The organism is Pseudoduganella namucuonensis, from assembly GCF_900116645.1.
Classification (GTDB): domain Bacteria; phylum Pseudomonadota; class Gammaproteobacteria; order Burkholderiales; family Burkholderiaceae_D; genus Rugamonas; species Rugamonas namucuonensis.
In genome coordinates this window covers 1-20,536 of record NZ_FPBO01000063.1, presented here as the reverse complement: position 1 = coordinate 20,536, position 20,536 = coordinate 1, and the positions used below count along the sequence as shown (strand labels likewise).

The window sequence follows — 20,536 nt, the reverse complement described above, 5'->3', positions numbered from 1 at the left end:
AGACTACCCGAGCAAACCATTCGGAGGCTTGGAGGAAGCGCGGGCGTGGACACTGAAATTCGTGCGCTGGTACAACCAGGAGCACAAGCACAGCGGACTGAAGTTTGTGACGCCGGCGCAGCGTCACACTGGCCAGGATGCGGCCATTCTGGCGCGCCGCGAGCAGGTCTATCGTGACGCCAAGAACCGCAATCCTCAGCGCTGGTCGCAGGACACGAGGAATTGGAAACTGGAAGATCAGGTCTGGTTGAATCCGGAACGGATTCGGCCAGAAGAACTACAGCAAGCAGCTTGAGATGACACGACAACTACGTTGACAAACGCCGACCCGGAGACTGGAAGGGTTTGGTCATACATTGAGTATTTCGGCCTCTATAGATGGATCGTTCTCTTGGGGGAGAAATACACTGGCCCGCTTAGAAGCGAGCTCTACTCAATCAACCCGATTGACGGAACCCCAACCGGAGTAAGAGTGCCTGGCACCATCACTGCTGAGGAACTTTCTTTAGTATTAAACGGTGATGGCTGTGATCTAGAAAATTACAGTGCTGCTGCGAATTTTGCAATGTCCATCATTATGGACCGAGGGCAGCGTCGCGCTCTTGAGAATACAGTGAAAGAGGGTTTTCATCATGCGGCCAAAAGTCTTGGGATCAAAGAGAGGGAGATGATTCTTCCTGAGCATGCTGCTGCATTTTCAGCCCACATGATGGAGAAGATCACCCCCTACATTGAACACATGGTTCGGAGCTCTCCAAGAAATGAACAATCCTAGGCTCACCAGTGCCCCCATAGGCACGTACCTTAGCCTTTAAGATATTAGAGCCGGATAAAAAATCCTCTTCCGAATATCTAGTAGAAAAAAGACACGAAGGTCCGAGATGGGGCGTTTGCAGACGTTGCATATGGAAAGGCGCTTGGTACTTCCATGCGTAGGCGTCACGCTCACGATTGACGTGAATCGCACTGCTTATCGCTGTTATAGCCGAAAGTAAAATACTACATCGGCCGATGCAAATCCTTGCATCTAGTCCGCCTATGGTGTAGTCTATAAACTACATTGATGATGGAACTTCGGCAAACAGACGCTTTCCAAAAGTGGGAGACTTCGCTCAGAGATCCCTTGCTCCGAGCTGCTATCGCCGCGCGACTGTATCGTTTGGCGAACGGTTTGCCTGGAGACACTTCGCCAGTTGGCGAGGGGATCAACGAACTTCGTATTCATCTTGGTAGCGGTTATCGGATTTATTATCAGCAGCGTGGCGGAACCATCGTAGTTCTTCTCTGCGGCGGTGATAAGTGGTCGCAGCGCCGCGATATAGAGACCGCCAAACGCTTGGCGCGCGAGTGGAAAGATTGATATGGAAAAGCGACTGACCACCTACGACCCCGCAGCGGCACTGACCAGCCCGGAAGCCATAGCGCTGTTCGTCGCTGACGCGTTCGAGACCGGCGATCCCAATTACATTGCCAAGGCGCTTGGCGTCGTGGCGCGCGCCAAGGGGATGGCACAGGTGGCGCGGCAAGCAGGCTTGTCCCGCGAGCAACTCTACCGCTCGCTCAGCGAGCAGGGAAACCCAACATTGAAGACCGCGCTTGCCGTGATGCGAGCGGTGGGGCTTGAGTTGACTGCCCGAACCCGTGCTCAGGATGTTGATCAGGAAACACTATTCTTGTGATTAGTGAAATTTAGCTTCGCTGTCAAATCAATTTGGATATCATTTAGCCAAACAAGCCGATGACCGTCGTTTGATAGGGGCTGCCCCATCCCCGCAGTGCTGTCCATTAGTCAACTCTCTTTTGAACAGGAATGCAGATGTGCTACGCAACGCGTGGCGCTTTCGCCGCCTCTATTTTCACCGTTTTTCTTCTTCTCCGCTCCCGCACACGCGGGTATTATCGCGGCGTCCACCGCCGACGTGAGCATCGCCGGCGCCAACTCGGTCGCCACGAGTGGTACCAATCCGTCGCTCAGCCTAGTTTTCAGGCCGCCAGTACTACCTGGGCCCGCGCTACCAATACTGATGGCAGCGCCACAGGAAAAAGCCGCCCGCTCGCGCCGGGCGGCTTTTTCGTTTATCGTAGGCCATGGGGATGGCTTGAATCCACGTTGAAGGGGCGGCATGGGGCGGCTTGGCGTGTTGCGGGGGGCGTTGCGGTGCGCGCTGTTGCTGGGCGCATGGTGTCCGGCCGGGGCCAGCCTGGCGGAGGACGGGATCACCGTGTACTACAACGACCGCCCGCCTTACCTCATGCTCGGCAAGGACGGATCGGTGCATGGCCTGACCGCCACGCCGGCCCTGCAGGCGTTCCAGGCGGCGGGCATCGCCACCATCTGGCAGCGGGCGCCGACCAACCGGCAACTGGTGTTGCTGCAAGAGGGCGGCCGGCGTTGCGCGGTGGGCTGGTTCCGCAACGCGGCCAGGGAGCGGTTCGCCCGCTTCAGCAAGGCGATCTACCGCGACTTGCCGCCGGTGGCCCTGGCCCGCGCCGACCTGCCTTCGCCGCCGCGTTTGCGGCTGGGCGAGCTGCTGGCGCTTTACCGGTCGCCGCGCGGGCCGATGTGGTCGGTCCGTTTCTTTTTCTTCTCGGGCACCGATTGCTCCTGCTTCGCCTTCATCGACGGCGGCGGCGCCACGGGCATGGGGAAGCCGAGGAAGATCATCACCAGGAAGATCGGCAGCAGCAGGTAAAACAGCGGACGCTTCCAGTTGAGTTTACTTTTTAACATGGACCGCAGGTTGGGCCATGCCGCCGGTATTCAACCGGGACGACGTGTTTACGAGACCTGAAATGATCAGGTCACCAGCCGCAGTCCCGGCGGCCGCAGCAGCACCAGCGCGGCCGGCCGCGGCAGGCGGCAAACCTGGCGGCGCGCGCCGGCGGGGTCGAGGATGCGCAGGATGACGTCCTCGCCCACGCCGAGGCTGCGCAGGAAGCGTAGCGCGGCTTCGCCCTCGGAGGTCAGCCGCATGCTCACGCCGGTTTCGACGATGTCGGCCGTGGCGTGGTCCACCCGTTTGTTGATGATCATGGCGAGTCCTTGGCGCCCGTCGCGCGCGGCAGCAGCGACAGCATGTGCGTGACGTCGCGCCCGACGCCGCGGTAGCCGGCGAACCTGCCGCCGGCGTCGAACATGGGTTCGCCGCTCACCTCCACGTACTGCGTCTTGCCACCCGCGCTGCGGCTGTAGATGAAGTCCAGGAAGGGCTTGCGCTCGGCGATGTTGGCGGCCAGCCTGGCCCGCTCCTCGGGGTTCCAGCCCTCGCCCATGGAGGCGGGCTGCCCGGCGTGGTCCGGCGCCAGCCCCAGCATCTCCATCACCGGGCCGGACCAGCAGATCAGTTCCGCGTCCGCGTTCTGTTCCCAGTACCAGTCGGACGAGAGCTCGGTGAAGCGCTGGAAGCGCGCCTCGCTGGCGCGCAGTTCGGCCGTGCGCCGCAGCACCGTGTGTTCCAGCTGCTGGTTGTAGCGCTGCAGCTTCTGGTTCAGCAGGCGCACCTCCAGCAGGTTGCGGATGCGGGCTTCCACTTCCACCAGCTCGAAGGGCTTGCTGACGAAGTCGCGCGCGCCGGCCTGCAGGGCGCGCAGTTTCTGCTCGGGCTGGGCGGTGATGACCAGCACCGGCACGTAGCCGTCCGGTTCGATGTCCTTCAGCGCGTCCATCACCTGGAAGCCGTCCATGCCCGGCATTTGCAGGTCCAGCAGGATCAGGTCGTAGGCGTGCTCCCGGTGCAGCGCGCGCACGGCGAAGGGGTCCATGCAGGATTGCACGCAGTGGTAGCCCGCGTTTTCCAGCATCTGCTCCAGCAGCATGACGTTGGCCTCCTGGTCGTCGACGATCAGGATGCGGGCGTTCAGTAATTCAGTTGCTTCTAACATGGTGTTCCTCGAGATCCATATGATTGCCATTGCGCTGGGAGAACTGCAGCGCCAGGTCCAGCGCGAGCATGAAATCGACGACGTTGATGGGCTTGGTGAGATAGCTGAAGAAGCCAGCCTGCAGGCCCTGTTCGATGTCGGCCGGCAGCGCGTTGGCCGACAGCGCGATCACCGGGATGTGCGCGGTCTCCCGTTCCGCCTGCAATATGGTGAGTACGCCGTAGCCGCTGATGCCGGGCAGGTTGATGTCCAGCAGGATCACGTCCGGCAGCTGGCTCATGGCCAGTTCCAGCCCTCGCCGGCCGTCGGTGGCGGTCATCAGTCGGATGTCGCTGCGGCGCGCGACGAGCTGCTCCACCAGGCTCAGGTTGGCCGGATTGTCCTCCACGTACAGCAGCGTGCTGGCTTGCCCCGATGGCGCGGCGGGATCGGGCGGCTCGTCGGCCGCGGGCGGCAGCGCCAGCTCCGGCGCGCTGCTGGCCGCCAGTTCGATCCAGAAGGTGCTGCCCACGCCCACTTCGCTGTCGACGCCGATCTTGCCGCCCATGAGCTGCACCAGCTGCCGCGTCACCACCAGGCCGATGCCCGTGCCTTCCTCGGCGCCGTCGGCCTGGCCCAGCCGGTTGAAGGGCTGGAACAGCTGGCCGATCTGCTCCGCGCCCAGGCCGGCGCCGGTGTCGCGCACGCTCACGCGCACCATCGCGCCGATGCGCTCGCAGCTCACGGTGGCGCTGCCGCCGGGGCGGTTGTACTTGATCGCGTTCGAGAGCAGGTTGATCATCACCTGCTTGACGCGGATGCGGTCCGCGTGCACGAAGCAGGGCTGGTCCGGGTCCGGCAAATGGATGGCGACCTTGCGCTGCAGGGCCTGCGGGCCTATCATCGCGCGGCAGTCGCGCAGCACGTCGCACAGTGCCATCGGCTCGTGCGACATGACCACCTTGCCCGACTCGATCGCGGCCAGGTCGAGGATCTCGTTGATCAGGCTGAGCAGATACCAGCCGGCCTTGATGATCTGGTCCAGCGAGCGCTGTTGCGACGGCGGCGGCGGCGGCTTGGTGGACGCCATCAGCTGCGCGAAGCCCAGCACGGCGTTGAGCGGCGTGCGCAGCTCGTGGCTCATGCTCGACAGGAACTCGGACTTGGCGCGGTTGGCCTTGTCGGCCGTGGCGCGCGCCAGTTCCAGTGCCGCGTTGGTTTCCTGCAGCGCGCGGGCGATCTCCTTGCGCTCGGTCTCGACCCGCTTGCGCGCCGTGTTGTCGGTGCCGATCAGCAGGTAGCCGATCACGTGGCCGCGCCCATCCTGCAGGGCGCTGACGGAGACGATGGCCGGCAGCCGGCTGCCGTCCTTGCGCAGATAGGTCAGTTCGTAGATGTCCTCCATGCCGCGCGAGGCCTTGAACACCAGCGCCTCGAAGCCGGGCGCGATGACCGTGCCCCGTTCCAGGCTGAGGGCTGCGGCGCGCGCCACCAGCTCGCCCGCGTCGGAGATGGCGGCCGGCGTCACGCGGTTCACCACGTCCGCCGCCAGATAGCCCAGCATGCGCTCGGCGCCCACGTTGAACACCTGGATCACGCCCTGGGCGTCGGTGGCGATGGTGGAGAAATTGGCGCTATCCAGTATCGCGCGCTGCAGCGCGTCGGCCTTGAGCACGGGCTGCTGGCCGAAGGGCACGCTGCTGCGGTTGCGTATCATCCACAGGATGCGCAGCAGCACGCCGGCCATGAACAACGCGCCCGCCAACGCGCCCAGGCCGGCCAGCCGCAAGGCCGAGGCGGAATCGGGTTTGGCGCCCCAGGCCAGCGCGCAGATCGCCAGCAGCAGCGTCAGCATGATGGCGAAGGCCGCCAGCAGCAGGCGCTCGGCGGGTGTTTTCTGTCTGACGTACATGGTCAGGCGCTCCGCTGGCGCACGTCGGACATCAGCCTGGCGAACTCGGTGCGCACCACCTGGTAGCACTCGCACACGTCGGCCTCCAGACCCTCGCGGTCCAGCACCGTGATGTGGCCGCGCCGGTAACTGATGTAGCCGTAGCCCTGCAGTCGCCCGGCCGCCTCGGTGACGCCCTCGCGCCGCACGCCGAGCATGCCGGCGATCAGTTCCTGGGTCATCGTCAATTCGTTGGTCGGCAGCCGGTCCAGCGTCAGCAGCAGCCAGCGGCACAGCTGCTGTTCCACCGAGTGGTGGCGGTTGCAGACGGCCGTTTGCGCCATCTGCGTCAGCAGCGCCTGGGTGTAGCGCAGCAGCAGGCGCATGACGGCGCCGGCGCGGTTGAATTCCTCCACCAGCACGTGGGAGCGCAGGCGGTAGCCGCCGCCTCCGGTCTGCACCACGGCGCGGCTGGGCGTGGTGTCGCCGCCCATGAACAGGGCGATGCCGAGCACGCCCTCGTTGCCGACGCCGGCGATCTCGGACGAGCCGCCGTTCTCCAGCACATAGTGCAGCGAGACGATGGCGGTGGTGGGGAAGTATACGTGGCTGAGCTTGCCGCCGGACTCGTACAACACGTCGCCCAGCGGCATGGCGATGGGCTCGAGGTGGGGCGCGAGACGGTCGTATTCGGCGTCCAGCAGGGCGGCCAGCAAGTGGTTCCGCCGGGGATCGTCTGGGCTGGCCATGGCAACTCCTGATTCCAGTGGTCAACTAGACGGGTAGCAAAGGCGGCAGGACGATGGCCGTGGTTCAGCATAACACATGTCACCTCCCGGCAAGTTTCTGTTGCGCGGGCATTGTCGGGTATGACATGGCATCGTTACCACTTCGAGGGCATGCAAGTACCACGATAACGGTTTCCACGCCCGTGAAGGGCGGCGGGATCCAGCCGTTCGCCCCCCTGTGCCAGGCGGCGTGGCGTTGGACGCGCGACTGTTATATGATAACGTTATCCGAGGTAATCACCCCATCCATGAAGCACCACATTAAAACGAGGCCACCATGTCTAACGCCACTGCAACCCTGAACGACGTCGCCGGCAAGGCGGGCGTCTCCGTGATGACGGCGTCCCGCGCGCTGAGCGGCGAAGGCTATGTCGCGCAGAAAACGCGCGAGAAAGTGGTGGCCGCCGCCGAGGAACTGGGCTACACGCCCAACCTGTCCGCCAAGATGATGAAGGGCAGCCGCACCAACGTGGTGGGCGTGCTGCTGAACGACCTCAATTCCTCGGTGATCAACGCCGTCGTCGGCGCCATCAGTACCGCCGTGCGCAAGGCCGGCATGGACATGATCATCTACAACGCGGTCGAGGACCTGGGCAGCCCCGGCAGCAAGGGCGCCAACCGGATGCTGCAGGGCCTGTGCGACGGCCTGCTGCTGGTGATGCCGAAGGTGCGCGAAGGCCATATCGAGGCGCTGGAGCGCAGCAAGCTGCCCATCGTGCTGATCAACTACTGCCGCACCGAGACCAGCCTGCCCGTGGTCCGCGGCGACAACTACTTCGGCGCGCGCGAAGCGGTGCGCCACCTGGTCGCGCTGGGCCACCGGCGCATCGCCTTCATCACGGGGTCGGCCTATTCGGGCCAGAGCGGCGAGCGCCAGCGCGGCTACAACGACGCGCTGAACGAGGCCGGCATCGCGCCGGACGCGCAACTGGTGGTGCAGGGCGATTTCGGCCAGCTGTCCGGCTTCGAGGCGGGGCAGAAGCTGCTCGGCCTCGGGCAGCCGCCGACCGCCATCTTCGCCGCCAACGATGAAATGGCCTTCGGCGTGATGGACGCCGCGCGCGCCAACGGCAAGCGCATTCCGCAGGACGTGTCCATCATCGGCTTCGACGATATTCCGGCCGCCGCCCACGTGCACCCGCCGCTGACCACGATACGCCAGCCGCTGCAGCAGATCAGCGACATGGCGGTGCAGGAGCTGCTGCGCCGCATCGCCGCGTCGCCGGAGCAGCGCTCGCGCACCGACTTCCCCAGCGAACTGGTGATCCGCGAGTCCTGCGGCCCGGCGCCGTTGCCGGTGGCCAAACCCGGGCGCCGCCGCGCCCCGACGGGGAACTGAGCATGGCCGCCTTCCTCTCGCGGCTGCGCCAGGACCTGGCGCGCCCAAGGCGTGTTTCAACAAGCAACGATCAATCAACCCACCACAGGAACCAAATGACCCAGCACTTCCATCATCCGCGGCCCGGCGCGGGCTTGACCACGCCGGAGAATCTCAGCTCGCCGCCATACGGCCATCATACCGACGCCGGCGCGCCCGGCTCGCGGAGCTATCACCTGTGGTCCCTGGCGTGGACGCAAAAACTGGTGGGGATGGTGTGATCATGGCGACCAATATGTTTTCCCTCGAGGGCAAGACCGCGCTGGTGACCGGCGGCGCGACCGGTATCGGCCAGGCGCTGGCCGCCGCGCTGGCGGAGGCGGGCGCCAACGTCGCCGTCACCGTGCATGCCAGTCCGGCCGAGCACACGGCGGCGCTGGTGGCCGCCACCGGCCGCAAGTTCCACGCCGTGCGCTGCGAGCTGGCGGACGCCGACCCGCAAGCCGTGCTGGCCGACGTGGCCGGCGCGCTGGGACAGGTCGACATCCTGGTCAACAACGCGGGCATCATCCGCCGCGACGAGGCGGCCAGCTACAGCGACGAGGACTGGCAGGCCGTGCTGGACGTGAACCTGAACGCGGTGTGGCGCCTGTCGCGCGCGGCCGGCGCGCAGATGCTCACGCGCGGCGGGGGCAAGATCATCAACATCGCCTCGCTGCTCAGTTTCCAGGGCGGCATCCGCGTGCCGGCCTACACGGCCAGCAAGCACGCGGTGGTGGGCCTGACCAAGGCGCTGGCGAACGAGTGGTCCGCCCGCGGCGTGAACGTCAACTGCATCGCGCCCGGCTACATCGCCACCGCCAACACCGCCGCCTTGCGCGCGGACGAGACGCGCAACCGCCAGATCCTGGAACGCATCCCGGCCGGACGCTGGGGCGAGGCCGCCGATCTGGCCGGCGCCGCCGTGTTCCTGGCCTCGCCCGCCGCGGCGTACGTGCACGGCCATGTGCTGGCCGTCGACGGCGGATGGCTGGCGCGATGAGCGGCCCGGTGAACGGCGAATCGGGCGTCGGTTCGAACGGCGGTTCGAGCGTCGATTCGAGCGCCGAGTCGACCGCCGAGCCGGGCGCCGCCCGGTTCGACCTGGTCGGCCTCGGCGAATGCATGGTGGAGCTGTACGCGGCGGAGCCGCTGGGCCAGGCACCGGCGCTGCGGCGCAGCTACGGCGGCGACGTGCTGAACTCCCTGGTGGCCGCGTCCCGCGCGGGCGTGCGCACCGGCTTCATCACGCGGGTGGGCGACGATCCCTTCGGCGAGAGCCTGCTGGCGGCGTGGCGGGAAGAGGGCGTCGACACCGGCTGCGCGCCCAAGGTGCACGGCGAAAACGGCGTCTACTTCATCTCGGTGGCGGAGGACGGCGAGCGCGAATTCACCTACCGCCGCGCCGGCACGCCGGCGTCGGCCATCACGCCCGGCGACCTGGACGCGGCCTACATCGGCGGCGCGCGCTGCCTGCTGCTGTCCGGCATCACGCAGGCCTTGTCGGACAGCGCGCGGCAGGCCACGCTGGCCGCCGCCCGCATCGCCCGCGAGGCCGGCGTGCAGGTGGCCTACGACCCGAACTACCGTCCGCGCCTGTGGGAGGCGCGCGGCGGGCTGGCGGCGGCGCGGGCCGCGTGGCTGGAACTGATGCCCTATGTGGACATCGTGCTGCCCAGCTTCCCGGCCGACGTGGAGCTGCTGCCGCCGGAGGCTGGCGTCTCGCCGGCGCCGGCCGCGGGCGGCGCCGGCATGGCGCTGCGCCGGTTCGGCGCGCAATGCCCGCAAGTGGCGCTCAAGTGCGGCGCGGACGGCTGCCGGCTGCTGTTCCACGGCATGGCGAGCGAAGTGCCCGGCGTGCGCGGCGTGAAGGTGGTGGACAGCACTGGCGCGGGGGACGCCTGGAACGGCGTCTTCCTCACCCGGTTGCTGGACGGCGCGCCGCCCCTGCAGGCGGCGCAGGACGCCAATGCCGCCGCCGCCGCCACGCTGGCCCACCGCGGCGCGATACCGCCCAAGCCAGCGACAATGGGGACAGACCCGCGATCCGGGTCCATGGCCCCTGCGTAGGCTTGTGGTGCGGAGGGTCTGTCCCCGGTTTCGCGTCGTAGGGGCATGCTAGAATTTGCGAATTCGTCAACAGCTGCGCGCGGATTCAGCCCATGCCAAAAACCCTCAACATCGCCAACAAACTGCTTTCACTGCGAGGCAGGATGGACATCAGCGATGAGCGCGGCGAGTTGGCGTACGAAGCGAGCGGCGAGTGGGGTTTCCTTTCCCGCACGTGGAACATCACCCGCGCGGGCACCGAGGTGGCGCGGGTGCGCAGGAAGATCCTCTCGTGGGTGCCCACCTGGCTGGTTTCCGGCGAGCTGGGCGACTTCCAGGTCAAGCGCAAGGTGTTCTCCTGGACCCGCCAGTATTACGTGATCGGCGGCCCGCTGCGCGGCGCCGTCATCAAGGGCAGCCTGTTCGAGCGCCGCTTCGAGATCGCCAAGGGGCAGGAAACCATCGCCAAGGCCACCGGCGAGATCTTTTCACTGCGCGACCGCCACCGCATCGAGATCTACGGCGACAACGAGCTGTTCACGGTCATCGTCATGGTCGTTCTGCAGCTCGACCGGCGCGATGCGGCGGCTTCCGGCGATTAGCGAAATTGAATCCCGCGAACGGCGCCATCCTGGCCGCGATTTAAAAGGCCGACCAGGAAATGCGTTCGCGAGGTATATTTGTCGACACGCTCAATCGCGAAAAGAACAATATCGACCGGCTTTGCCAGCGCACATCCAACCGAAAGGAATAGCGACCATGCCCAGCACCATCCACCTCCATCGCGTCCTGCGTGCGCCACCCGAGCGCGTCTACCGGGCTTTGCTCGATCCCGACGCCATGGCCAAGTGGCTGCCTCCCCACGGCTTCACCGGCAAGGTCCACGAAATGGACGCCAGGGTGGGCGGCAGCTACAAGATGTCGTTCACCAATTTCACGACGGGCGACAGCCACAGTTTCGGCGGCGAGTACCTGGAACTCGTGCCCAACGAGCGTGTCCAACATACCGACAAGTTCGATGATCCGAACCTGCCCGGCGAAATGCGGACGACGCTGTCCCTGCGGCGGATTTTCTGCGGCACCGAGCTCAGCATCGTGCAGGAGGGCATACCGGACGCCATTCCGGCGGAAGCCTGCCATCTGGGCTGGCAGGAATCGCTGACGCTGCTGGCGCAGCTGGTCGAGGCTGAAATCAAGGGGTAGGAAATCCATGTCCACCGATGAAGAGCAAATCCGCCAGTTGGTGGCCACCTGGATGGCGGCCAGCAAATCCGGCGATGTGGAGACTGTGCTGAGCCTGGTGTCGGACGACGTCGTCTTCCTGATGCCGGGCCGGGAGCCGATGCTCAAGGAGGAATTCGCCAGCCAGTCGCGCGCGCAGGCGGGGCGGGGCGGGCCGGAGATCGATGGCGACAGCGAGATTCGGGAAATCCAGATCATGGACGGCTGGGCCTTCATGTGGACCAGGCTGAACGTCACCGTCACGCCGGCGGACGGCGCGCCCGCCATCGAACGCGCGGGCCACACGCTCACCATCCTCAAAAAGGAAAACGGCAAATGGCTGCTGGCGCGCGACGCCAACATGCTGGCGCCGAAGCCGCGGTGAGTGGTTGGCGGACGCGTGTTCCCGCCGAAGTGTATGAACAAAACGGGACGTCCCTGATCTAACATGGACGTAGTCTCTGCTCTTTTTTTGCCTGACTGAAGCAATTTAAGACCATGAAACTCTCCGAATTCATCCGTTCAAACCTGCCCGCCATTCTCGACACCTGGGAGAAATTCGCGAAGGAAATTCCTTCCGCGCGCGATCTGGACACGGCGGCGCTGCGCGATCACGCCGTCGGCATTCTCCACACCATCGCCAGCGACCTCGATCGGCCGCAGTCGCCCGCGGAGCAAGTGGCGAAATCGAAAGGGCGCGGCCCGCGCGGCCCGCTGCCGACCGAAGCCGAACTGCACGGTGCCGAACGCGTCACGAGTGGTTTCAACGTGAACGACGCGCTGTCCGAATTCCGTGCGCTGCGCGCGAGTGTCCTGCGACTCTGGTTCGCGACGAATCCGGTCCAGGGCGAGGACGGCTCCGATGAGATCACCCGGTTCAACGAAGCCATCGATCAAGCCTTGACCGAGTCGCTAGAACGGCTTTCCGAGGAACAGAATCGCCAGACCCGGCTATTTTCCGCCCTGTTGTCCTCCTCTCCCGATTTGAATTTCATCATGCAGGGCGATGGCGCCATCCTCTACGCGAACAAGTCGTTTGCCCGCCTGTATGGCATGTCCACCACTGAAATCATTCGGAAAAACCTGTTCGATCTGTGCACTGTCGGGGCGCAGGAATTACGTCGGCATGTCGACAATCTGAACGCGTCCGGGAGGGTGTACCGGGGCGAGATTCCCTGCATTCCACCGGTGTCGGACGGCGCCGCCACCCATGAAGGCCTGCTGATACCCGTGCTCGACGACGCCGGCGGCCTGGAGGCGATCGCCTGCACCGCGCGCGACGTCAGCGAGCGCAAGGCGGTGGAGGACAGGGCCAGGAGGGACGCCAACTATGACGCCTTGACCGGCTTGCCGAACCGGAGCCTGTTCCATGACCGCCTGGAGCGCGATGTCAAGCGCGCGGCGCGCGCCGAGATGCCGCTCGCCTTGCTGTTCATCGATCTCGATGGTTTCAAGGACGTCAACGACCGGCTCGGCCATGCCGCCGGCGACGAACTGTTGCGGCAGGCCGCGCAGCGCGTCAAGGGCTGCGTGCGGGACATGGACACGGTCGCGAGGCTGGGGGGCGATGAATTCACCGTGATACTCGCCGAAGTCCGCCGAACCTCCCACGTCGAAATCCTGGCGCAGCAGATCCTCGACGAACTGGCGAAGCCGTTTTCCGTCCTTGGCAGCGATGCCCAGGTTTCAGGCAGCGTGGGCATCACCTTGTTCCCGCAGGACGCGAGCAGCTCGGAAGACTTGATCAGGAACGCGGATCAGGCGATGTACGCGGCGAAGGCGGCCGGCCGGAATCGTTTCGGCTTTTTCACCATAGGCATGCGCAACGCCGCGTGGGCGCGCCTTCGGGTCATCGATGAAATGCGCCACGCCCTGCGCGAGCGCCAGTTGTGCCTGCATTACCAGCCCATCGTGGATCTCGCGTCGGAACGCATCGTCAAGGCGGAGGCGCAATTGCGGTGGCAACATCCGCAATCCGGGCTGATGTCCGCCGCGGAGTTCATCGGCTTGGCCGAGGAGACCGGGCTGATCAGCGAGTTCGGCGCCTGGGTGCAGGACGAGGCGTCCGCGCACGCGGAAAGATGGCGTGGCCTGGGCGCGGCGGCGTTTCAGATCGCCATCCACAAATCGGCGGCTGAACTCATATTGACGGCGTCGAAGGGGAGCTGGACCGAAATCCGCGACGATGGCATCTTGATCGAAATCAAGGAGGATGTGCTCCTCAATAGCTCGCCGGCCGTGCGGGCGAGACTGGAGCGGCTGAGGAAGAGAGGCGGGCAGTTGGCCATCGACGATTTCGGTGTCGGCTACGCGTCGATGAGCCACTTGAAGAAGTTCGGCGTGGATTACTTGAAGATCGACCGCTCCTTCATCAATGCCGTGACGAACCAGCCGGACAGCCGCATGTTCGTCGAGTCCGTTATCGCGATGGGCCACAAGCTCGGACTGCAAGTGATCGCCGAGGGCGTGGAAACTGCCGGTCAAAAGGACTGGCTCCGGACCGCGGGATGCGACCTGGCGCAAGGCTACTTCTTCTCGGAACCGCTTCCGCCGCTGGACTTTGAGCAATTGCTGATGGCCGACGCCGCGTGACGCGCCCGGGCCTTGTGACGGGGTCTCCCTCCAAGAAGATGGACGGGAATTAAAAAATCGGTAATAGTGTCCCATCGTTAACCCATTGGGGACACTATGCCTAGACTTATCCGGGTTTGGCCGCCGCTGCAACCGGGCGGCATGGCGGTCGGGACCGACGTCGTGCTCACCTTCAGCGCACCGGTCAAGGCGGGCACCGGCCCGCTGATCATCGGTACGGTGGGTCCACCCACGCAGACCTTGTACGAACTGAGCGCCGACAGCCCGTACATCGCGATTTCGGGCGACACGCTGCGCCTGCGTTTGCCGGAGGGGCTGGCCTACGGCACCTCCGTCGACGTGCGCCTCACGGAGAATTTCGTGCTGGACCTGGCGGGCAATCCGATGGACGTTTCCTCGAGTTTTTACTGGCAATTGGAAAGCCAACCCGCGCCCGCGCCGGTGGACTGGACCGGCACCGCGCTGGCCGACCTGTTTCACGGCAGCGCCGGCGCCGACGCGCTGGCCGGCGGCGCGGGCGGCGACAGCCTGTACGGTCACGCGGGCAACGACGTCATCCTGGGCGGCGACGAACCATCGCCGGCCGGCGATTTCCTGTTCGGCATGGATGGCGACGATATCCTGTATGGCGAGGGCGGCGACGACGCGCTGTCCGGCGGCGCGGGCGACGATGTGCTCGATGGCGGCGCGGACAACGACTACCTGGGTGGCGACGACGGCAACGACACGCTGCGCGGCGGCGACGGCGACGACAGGCTGACAGAGTGGTTCGGCGACAACGCGATGTATGGCGGCGCGGGCGACGACACGCTGTACGACGAGTCGCGCGGCACCGGCCTGCTCGACGGCGGCGGCGGCGCCGACACGCTGACCCTGGCCTATGGCAGCGGCACGCTCGATGGCGGCGGCGGCAACGACGCCCTGCTGGTGTTCGGCGGCGTGGCCGGGGCGGCGCAGACGCTGGCGCTCTCGGGCGGCGACGGCGACGACCGCATCACCATCCGCGCCAGCGAGGCCATCCGCGTCCTCACCGCGAGCGGCGGCGCCGGGGTGGACAGCTATGCGATCGAGGCCAACCAGGGCAATGTCGTCACGATCGGCGACTTCAAGGCCGGCGCCGGCGGCGACATCATCGATCTCAAGCTGCTGTTGGGCGAGGCGTATAGCGGCGGCAATCCGTTCGGCGCGGCGGCCGCGTTGCGCCTGGTGCAGCGCGGCCTGGAAACCGTGCTGCAGCACGACCCGGACGGCGCCGCCGGCGGCGCGTTCTTCCACGACGCGGTGCGGCTGGTCGACGTGGCGGCGGTGGGGCTGACGGCGGCCAACTTCGCCGGGGGCGTGGCACCCAATGGCGATCCCGCCGGCGCCAGCTTCCAGGGAGGCGAGGGCGACGACCAGTACACCGGCGGCGCCAGCAACGATACGCTGGCCGGCGGCGCCGGCAAGGACACGCTGGACGGCGACGCGGGCGACGACGTGTTGCTGGGCGGCGCGGGCGACGACATGCTGCATGGCGGCGCCGATGACGACCGCGTGTATGGCGGCGATGGCGCCGACGCCGTTTCCGGCGGCAATGGCGACGACTTGCTGGAGGGCGGCGCCGGCGACGACACGCTCAACGGCGGCGACGGCGCCGATCGGATAAGCGGCGGAGGCGGCCTGGACCGCGCATCATGGCCGCTGTTCAGGGGCAGCGTGACCGTGGAGTCCTCGCAAGGGCAGGTCACCGTGACGAGCCTGGCTGGCACGGGCGCGGGCGACGTGGACATATTGGATGGCGTCGAGCGCCTGCACTTCTTCAACCAGGGCGTCGCCTTCGACGTGGACGGCGCGGCCGGGCAGATCTTCCGGCTATACCTGTCGGCGTTCGGCCGCGCGCCGGACATCTATGGCATGGGCTACTGGCTGTCGCGCTCCGACGCGGGCGCGGAACTGGGCGAGATAGCGGGCCAATTCGCCGCGTCAACCGAGTTCCAGGCGCGTTACGGCGCGCAGCCGGACCATGGCGAGTTCGTCGCCGGCCTGTACCGCGATGTCCTGCACCGCCAGCCCGACGCGGCGGGCCAGGCCTACTGGACCGGTCTGCTCGACCGGCACGCGATCTCTTTGGACGGGGTGCTGCTGAACTTCAGCGAAAGCGCGGAGCACCAGCAGGTGAGCGCCGCCGTTGTGGGCGTGTCGATCGAGTACACGCGCTGGGGCGTGCCGGCCGGGCCATTCTAGCGCAATGAAAAAAGGCCAGCCCTCGCGGGCTGGCCAATCACTGGGAGCTTGTTTTTCTATTTTTTAAGCTTACCAGCCCGCCACCAGGCTGTACTTGCCATTGGTGGCGCCGGTGCCGCCGCTGTAGTAGATCACCTTCGCGTACACCACCAGGCCGGTCGAGCCGGTGTTGGCGCGCGTCACCACGTCGGCCTGGCCGGTGCCCTTGGTGCTGGAGCTCAGCTTGGTGCCGGTGCTGCTGTACAGTTCCAGGTCGTAGTCCGAGGTGGCGTTCGGGGTCATGGTCACGGTCAGCGTCTTGCCGGCCGGGATGGTGACCTTGAAGTAGTCCACGTCGCCGCTGGCGCTCATCGCGCCGTTCACCGTGGTGCCGGCGGTGGCGATGGTGTTGGCGGTGGCCGTGGTGTTGTTGCTCTCGGTCTCGCTGATGGTCGGGCCGGGCGGCAGTACCGCGCCCAGGATGTTCTGCGCCTCGAACTTGGCCTGGAAGGTGTTGGCGTAGCTCAGGTCCGACGGGTACAGGTTCTTGGCGGCGTTGACGATGGCGGTCGCCATGGCCGGCATCTTGATGTTGCTGCCCAAGCCGAAGTGCGCCTCCAGGATGATCTGGTCGATGTTGGCGCGCGGCTTGCCGGCCGCCAGCAGGGCCACCATCGATTCGTACAGCGGCGCCGACCACAGCTCGTCGGACTGGAAGGTCACGCCGTTCTCGGTTACCGACTGGTGCGCGCCGTAGGTCTTGGCGCTGTTGTACTTGGCGTCGGTGCGGTTCATCGCGCGGCCGCCCCAGCAGGCGCCGTGGCCGTCCCAACTGAAGGCCCATTCCGGATGGTAGGTCTTGCCGTTGGCGGTGCTGTAGGAATAGGAGGCGGCCCAGTAGTCGCCGAAGCCCTCGCCCATGGCGCCGGTGTCGCCGCCGCTCCAGCTGGAGTTGATGTTGGCCTGGATGCCGTGGCCGTACTCGTGCAGGATGACGTCCGCGTCCTCGCTGTCGTTGACGCAGCCGTGGCCGAAGGCCAGGTAATCGGTGGCGCCGCCGTGGCTGTAGTGCGAGTTGTCGTCGCCGTTCACGCCGTCGGTGTCGACGTCGAGCGGACGGTTGATGATGGACTTGGTGCCGGTGAAGCCCAGCGACTGGATGTAGCGCTGGTTCTGGTCCAGGTGGAAATAGACGTTGGTGTCGTCGAAGGCGTTGTTGCCGCGCTTGGCGGTCCAGACGCCGTTGGTGGTGGTGCTGGGCGCGGTGTTCGGCGCCTCGATGTTCTTGATGTTGACGTAGGGGCCGGTCAGCTTGTACACGCCGCCGGTAACGGTCAGGTCGAGCAGCGTCTTGTTGGCGTAGGCCGGGTCGAACGTGGCGGCGGACGAGGTGTCGGCCAGCGAGTCCAGCTTCAGGGCGGTGCGCGGGTCCGGATCGAAGGTGTTGCCGGAACCGTTGATGCCGGACGCCACGGCGGCCACCGACTGGGCGGCCAGCGTGGTGCGCGCGGCGCGGGTGTCGGCGGCGGCCTTGGTGGCGGCCTGGCGGTCCAGCATCTGGCCCGGCGCGTTGGCGCGGGCGGCCAGCGAGCGCTCGCCCTTGCGCGGCAGGGACGTCGAGTAGGAATCGATCACTTCGCCGTTGTGGGCGTTCAGGAATTGCACGAAGCCGCCGGTCGGCATCTGCGCCTCGATCTTGACCTTGCGCGCCAACTGCACGCCGTCCTTGGTCGGCATCCACACCAGTTCGGTCGAAGGCGGGTCGATCAGCGCGTGCTGCACCTTCATGTTCCGCCAGCCCTTGTCCAGCGCCTGGTCCTCGGTGATCTGGGCCTGGTTGTACAACTGGTTGACGGCGTTGGCGTCCACCTTGTCGGAGATGTGGCGGGTCTCGTTGTAGATCTTCTGCAGCTTGCCGTTCTTGCCGATGGAGACGACGATCTCGGCCCGGTTGACGGGCAGGCCGCGCAGCATCTGCTGGTAGTGGTAGTGCTTGCCGGTCAGCGATTCCTTGACGTTGACGAGCACCAGGTTGTTCAGCGAGGCGGGCAGGCCGAACTGGGCGGCGTTCTGGCGCAGCACTTCCTCCGCCGAGTTGGCCGAGGTGTTCGAGAACACGGTGAGGTTGTCAACCGCGAAGCTGCCGGCGTGGGCGGCGCCCGCGTAGGCAAGAACGATCAGGGAAGCGATGATGGAACGATTAAGTTGACGCATGCTGCAATTTCTCCTGTTGGATCGGGTGGCAAACGTAGAGCGCAATGCCGGGTCGGATTTGCGAAGGACGAGTATAGCGACGGCTTTTTGGGATTTGGGAAACTGTGCGTTAATAGACAAACGCCCCCGTCTTGTTCAAATTTAGACATTTGGACACTTCGTCTGGCGGGGGCTAAGATGGCGCTTTCTTGACCGGGAGTGCTGCATATGCGACATCTTGTATCCGTCCTGCTGACCGGCGCGCTGGCCGCTGGCTGCGCCGTGGCCGCGCCGGGCGAACGGCCGCCCAAGCCCATCGACGACGTGGAGCCGGAGGTGACGCGGGAGGTCGCCGCGGCGTTGTCGCGCATGGCCGGAGACGCTGGCGCCGAGGCCGCGCCGCTGCTGCGCGGCTGCCCGGCTGCGGTCCCGCTGGAGCTGCTGCGGCGGACCACGAAGGGGGAGGAACGCTCCTATCTGTACCGGGGACGTTGCCAGGCGCCGCTATTGGTCTCGGTCACCTACGGCAAGGCGGCCAACATCAAACAACTGTCCGTGAAGGCGGAATGACTTGAAAATGGACATACATCGGCAGGTCGCCGCGTGGCTGGCCATCGCGGCCGGGGCGCTCGGACTGTTCACCGTGCTGGGCATGGTGCTGCTGATCAGCGGCGTGGTGGTGGCGGCCGGCATCGACCTCAATGAAATGCGCGTGTTCGCGTTCTTCATCAAGGCCGTTTGCGCCGTGATCGGCGTGCTGTCGCTGTCGGACATCATCGCCGGCATCTGCTACTTGCGCGGCTCGCGGGTGGCGAAGGGCTGGCTGATCGTCACCAATATCCTGTTCCTGTTCGCCTTCCCGGTGGGCAGCCTGATCGGCGCGTATTCGCTGTGGGCGATGTTGCGGACGGTGGAGGCGCAGGTCAAGGATGGGGCGCCGGGGATCGAAGCCTAGCGCCGCAGCGTGCTTGCTTGGATGCTAATATTGGCGTCCACATTGTTTCCTCTGGAGAGATCGATGCTTGAAATGCGCCCTTCCTGCGAGCACTGCAATACCGCGCTGCCGCCTTCCACGCTGAACGCACGCATCTGCAGTTTCGAATGCACCTTTTGCGCGGATTGCGCGGAGGGCGTGCTGGCCAATACCTGCCCGAATTGCGGCGGCGGATTCGTGCACAGGCCGGTTCGTCCGGCACGGAACTGGAAAGGGGATAACTATCTGGGCAAATATCCCGCCAGCACCGCAGTCAAGCATCGTCCGGCGAACCTGGAAGGGCATGCGGAATTGCTGCGGGAGCTGGAGGGGATACCGCCGGAGCAAAGGTAATTGCGGCTGACCGCCACTATTTTAGCGAGATGAAAGCGGATGAGCTGGATCAAAACCCCAATCGGGTCGTTCCTTGGCATCTGATTCTGCGCGCGTCGAGTCCTATCAAATACAGAACGCTGTGTATGATGAGTTGGCCAGACGTTACCGACGAGATGCTCGCGAAAATCTGAGGCATTTAATCTCACTATGTTTGCGCGTTGACGTGATTGAGCGTTCGAATGCGACTGGGCCTGGCCAGCAAACGCATGGTGGGATTCCTGAGCTGAATTCCCTTTCAACCGTAGTGGTCGCTGATCTGAATTGACAACCCAGTTTCAATAAGCGGCCGCTTCCGTCCCAAAGCGAAGTTCGCATAGCCCAACCCGAAATTCATCTGCTCATTTTTCCGGGGGCGGAATTTGCTGACCCAAGTTGCCTGTATCCAGTCTTGGTAAAATTTGGACCCAAAAACGTGCCATATGCTTGGAAATTGGAAATTGCTCATCGTCTTCCAGATTAAGGAGTGCTGGCTCGGCCCAATACAACACGGCTGATACGTATAGATAAGGGCGTTGAAGCAAGAGGTATTCAAGGGAAGAAAGATATGCCTCGATAATTTTTCCGTCGATGCCGAGCTGTAGAGCTTCATCTACCGATGCTATTGTAACCCCCATTAAGGCATACAACTCATCATCGGACAAAGTTGGCTCTGACAATATGTTCAGAAACCTTGGCAACAAATTAGCATTAGCATTGTTTAGGTCCCAATCCTGCATCTGAACATCCCAATTCAGCCCAAATCGTTCGGAAAGCCGCCTCTCAGCTTCTGGCATGCTGCATCGCTGCAATTTCTGAAACGCTGATGGTAGGAAAGTACTCATATTTTGTTGCGTTTATTTCGGCTGGGGAGGGGAAGTCGGATGACAGTCCGTTATCGCCCCAAAGCGGACATCACATCTTCTCGGACCCTGCGGTGCGCTGGGGTAACAACCTCATTCTGACGGCCGCTGGCTGCGGCCCTTTTTGAACCATTTCCACCCTAGAAACGCACCCAATATTGCACCAATAAGCGC

The 20,536-nt window shown here is 64.9% G+C and carries 23 protein-coding genes; 17 read left to right on the top strand and 6 right to left on the bottom strand.

All coding sequences use genetic code 11. The annotated features are described in order from the left end of the window. From BM436_RS34430 to BM436_RS37385, 5 genes are all read left to right on the top strand, one after another. Nucleotides 1-295 (top strand): integrase core domain-containing protein (locus BM436_RS34430; protein ID WP_143133476.1); only part of this gene is annotated, 295 nt, incomplete at its 5' end. A 177-nt stretch (nt 296-472) separates the two neighbouring features. Beyond that, nucleotides 473-775 (top strand): hypothetical protein, encoded by a 303-nt coding sequence (locus BM436_RS36775; RefSeq protein WP_143133475.1) that lies wholly within the window; start codon nt 473-475, stop codon nt 773-775. Nucleotides 776-1,063: 288 nt separating this feature from the next. Continuing rightward, entirely contained in the window at nt 1,064-1,360 is a 297-nt protein-coding gene (locus tag BM436_RS34425; protein ID WP_093561375.1) for a type II toxin-antitoxin system RelE/ParE family toxin, read from the top strand. A gap of 1 nt (nt 1,361) precedes the next feature. Further along, nucleotides 1,362-1,679 carry an addiction module antidote protein gene (locus tag BM436_RS34420; RefSeq protein WP_093561373.1) on the top strand — a complete coding sequence of 106 codons (318 nt, stop codon included), beginning with the start codon at nt 1,362-1,364 and terminating at the stop codon, nt 1,677-1,679. 444 nt (nt 1,680-2,123) lie between these two features. Beyond that, complete coding sequence (locus tag BM436_RS37385) at nt 2,124-2,693, top strand: transporter substrate-binding domain-containing protein (RefSeq protein ID WP_177307799.1); 570 nt, start codon at nt 2,124-2,126, stop codon at nt 2,691-2,693. A 104-nt stretch (nt 2,694-2,797) separates the two neighbouring features. On the opposite strand, the gene BM436_RS34410 is transcribed toward BM436_RS37385, so the two are convergent. The 4 genes from BM436_RS34410 to BM436_RS34395 all read right to left on the bottom strand — a co-directional run bounded on the left by BM436_RS34410 (nt 2,798) and on the right by BM436_RS34395 (nt 6,501). Further along, nucleotides 2,798-3,034 carry a hypothetical protein gene (locus BM436_RS34410; RefSeq protein ID WP_093561369.1) on the bottom strand — a complete coding sequence of 79 codons (237 nt, stop codon included), beginning with the start codon at nt 3,032-3,034 and terminating at the stop codon, nt 2,798-2,800. After that, nucleotides 3,031-3,882, bottom strand: a complete 852-nt coding sequence (locus BM436_RS34405; protein ID WP_093561383.1) for a response regulator — start codon at nt 3,880-3,882, stop codon at nt 3,031-3,033. The genes BM436_RS34410 and BM436_RS34405 overlap by 4 nt, the downstream gene beginning before the upstream one ends. Then, the gene (locus tag BM436_RS34400) at nt 3,866-5,578 is read right to left on the bottom strand and encodes a PAS domain-containing hybrid sensor histidine kinase/response regulator (protein ID WP_371859712.1); all 1,713 of its coding nucleotides are present in this window, start codon (nt 5,576-5,578) and stop codon (nt 3,866-3,868) included. The genes BM436_RS34405 and BM436_RS34400 overlap by 17 nt, the downstream gene beginning before the upstream one ends. A gap of 197 nt (nt 5,579-5,775) precedes the next feature. Continuing rightward, nucleotides 5,776-6,501: a Crp/Fnr family transcriptional regulator gene (locus BM436_RS34395; RefSeq protein ID WP_093561367.1), complete on the bottom strand. Its 726-nt coding sequence runs from the start codon at nt 6,499-6,501 to the stop codon at nt 5,776-5,778. A 316-nt stretch (nt 6,502-6,817) separates the two neighbouring features. On the opposite strand from BM436_RS34395, the gene BM436_RS34390 reads away from it, so the two are divergent. The 9 genes from BM436_RS34390 (at nt 6,818) to BM436_RS34355 (ending at nt 15,982) form a co-directional block, all read left to right on the top strand. Beyond that, a complete protein-coding gene (locus tag BM436_RS34390; RefSeq protein ID WP_093561365.1) occupies nt 6,818-7,879 on the top strand; it encodes a LacI family DNA-binding transcriptional regulator in 1,062 nt (353 codons plus the stop codon). 95 nt (nt 7,880-7,974) lie between these two features. Then, nucleotides 7,975-8,139: a hypothetical protein gene (locus BM436_RS37380; RefSeq protein WP_177307797.1), complete on the top strand. Its 165-nt coding sequence runs from the start codon at nt 7,975-7,977 to the stop codon at nt 8,137-8,139. Between the two features lie 2 nt (nt 8,140-8,141). Next, nucleotides 8,142-8,900 carry a 2-dehydro-3-deoxy-D-gluconate 5-dehydrogenase KduD gene (gene kduD / locus BM436_RS34385; protein WP_218164990.1) on the top strand — a complete coding sequence of 253 codons (759 nt, stop codon included), beginning with the start codon at nt 8,142-8,144 and terminating at the stop codon, nt 8,898-8,900. Further along, on the top strand, nt 8,897-9,967 hold the full coding sequence (locus BM436_RS34380; protein WP_093561363.1) for a sugar kinase: 1,071 nt from the start codon (nt 8,897-8,899) through the stop codon (nt 9,965-9,967). Before kduD ends, BM436_RS34380 begins: the two co-directional genes overlap by 4 nt. A 92-nt stretch (nt 9,968-10,059) precedes the next feature. Next, nucleotides 10,060-10,548, top strand: a complete 489-nt coding sequence (locus BM436_RS34375; protein WP_143133474.1) for an LURP-one-related/scramblase family protein — start codon at nt 10,060-10,062, stop codon at nt 10,546-10,548. Between the two features lie 157 nt (nt 10,549-10,705). Beyond that, entirely contained in the window at nt 10,706-11,149 is a 444-nt protein-coding gene (locus BM436_RS34370; protein WP_093561359.1) for an SRPBCC family protein, read from the top strand. A 7-nt stretch (nt 11,150-11,156) separates the two neighbouring features. Then, a complete protein-coding gene (locus BM436_RS34365) occupies nt 11,157-11,552 on the top strand; it encodes a YybH family protein (RefSeq protein ID WP_093561357.1) in 396 nt (131 codons plus the stop codon). Nucleotides 11,553-11,665: 113 nt separating this feature from the next. Then, nucleotides 11,666-13,759: a putative bifunctional diguanylate cyclase/phosphodiesterase gene (locus tag BM436_RS34360; RefSeq protein WP_093561355.1), complete on the top strand. Its 2,094-nt coding sequence runs from the start codon at nt 11,666-11,668 to the stop codon at nt 13,757-13,759. 96 nt (nt 13,760-13,855) lie between these two features. After that, nucleotides 13,856-15,982: a DUF4214 domain-containing protein gene (locus tag BM436_RS34355; RefSeq protein WP_093561353.1), complete on the top strand. Its 2,127-nt coding sequence runs from the start codon at nt 13,856-13,858 to the stop codon at nt 15,980-15,982. A gap of 69 nt (nt 15,983-16,051) precedes the next feature. On the opposite strand, the gene BM436_RS34350 is transcribed toward BM436_RS34355, so the two are convergent. Continuing rightward, nucleotides 16,052-18,175 (bottom strand): hypothetical protein, encoded by a 2,124-nt coding sequence (locus BM436_RS34350; protein ID WP_093561351.1) that lies wholly within the window; start codon nt 18,173-18,175, stop codon nt 16,052-16,054. Nucleotides 18,176-18,382: 207 nt separating this feature from the next. On the opposite strand from BM436_RS34350, the gene BM436_RS34345 reads away from it, so the two are divergent. From BM436_RS34345 to BM436_RS34335, 3 genes are all read left to right on the top strand, one after another. Beyond that, the gene (locus BM436_RS34345) at nt 18,383-18,724 is read left to right on the top strand and encodes a hypothetical protein (RefSeq protein ID WP_093561349.1); all 342 of its coding nucleotides are present in this window, start codon (nt 18,383-18,385) and stop codon (nt 18,722-18,724) included. 7 nt (nt 18,725-18,731) lie between these two features. Beyond that, on the top strand, nt 18,732-19,109 hold the full coding sequence (locus BM436_RS34340; RefSeq protein WP_143133473.1) for a hypothetical protein: 378 nt from the start codon (nt 18,732-18,734) through the stop codon (nt 19,107-19,109). A gap of 63 nt (nt 19,110-19,172) precedes the next feature. Then, nucleotides 19,173-19,481 carry a DUF1272 domain-containing protein gene (locus BM436_RS34335; RefSeq protein WP_093561345.1) on the top strand — a complete coding sequence of 103 codons (309 nt, stop codon included), beginning with the start codon at nt 19,173-19,175 and terminating at the stop codon, nt 19,479-19,481. 380 nt (nt 19,482-19,861) lie between these two features. On the opposite strand, the gene BM436_RS36770 is transcribed toward BM436_RS34335, so the two are convergent. After that, the gene (locus tag BM436_RS36770; protein WP_143133472.1) at nt 19,862-20,296 is read right to left on the bottom strand and encodes a hypothetical protein; all 435 of its coding nucleotides are present in this window, start codon (nt 20,294-20,296) and stop codon (nt 19,862-19,864) included. Nucleotides 20,297-20,536 lie beyond the last annotated feature (240 nt).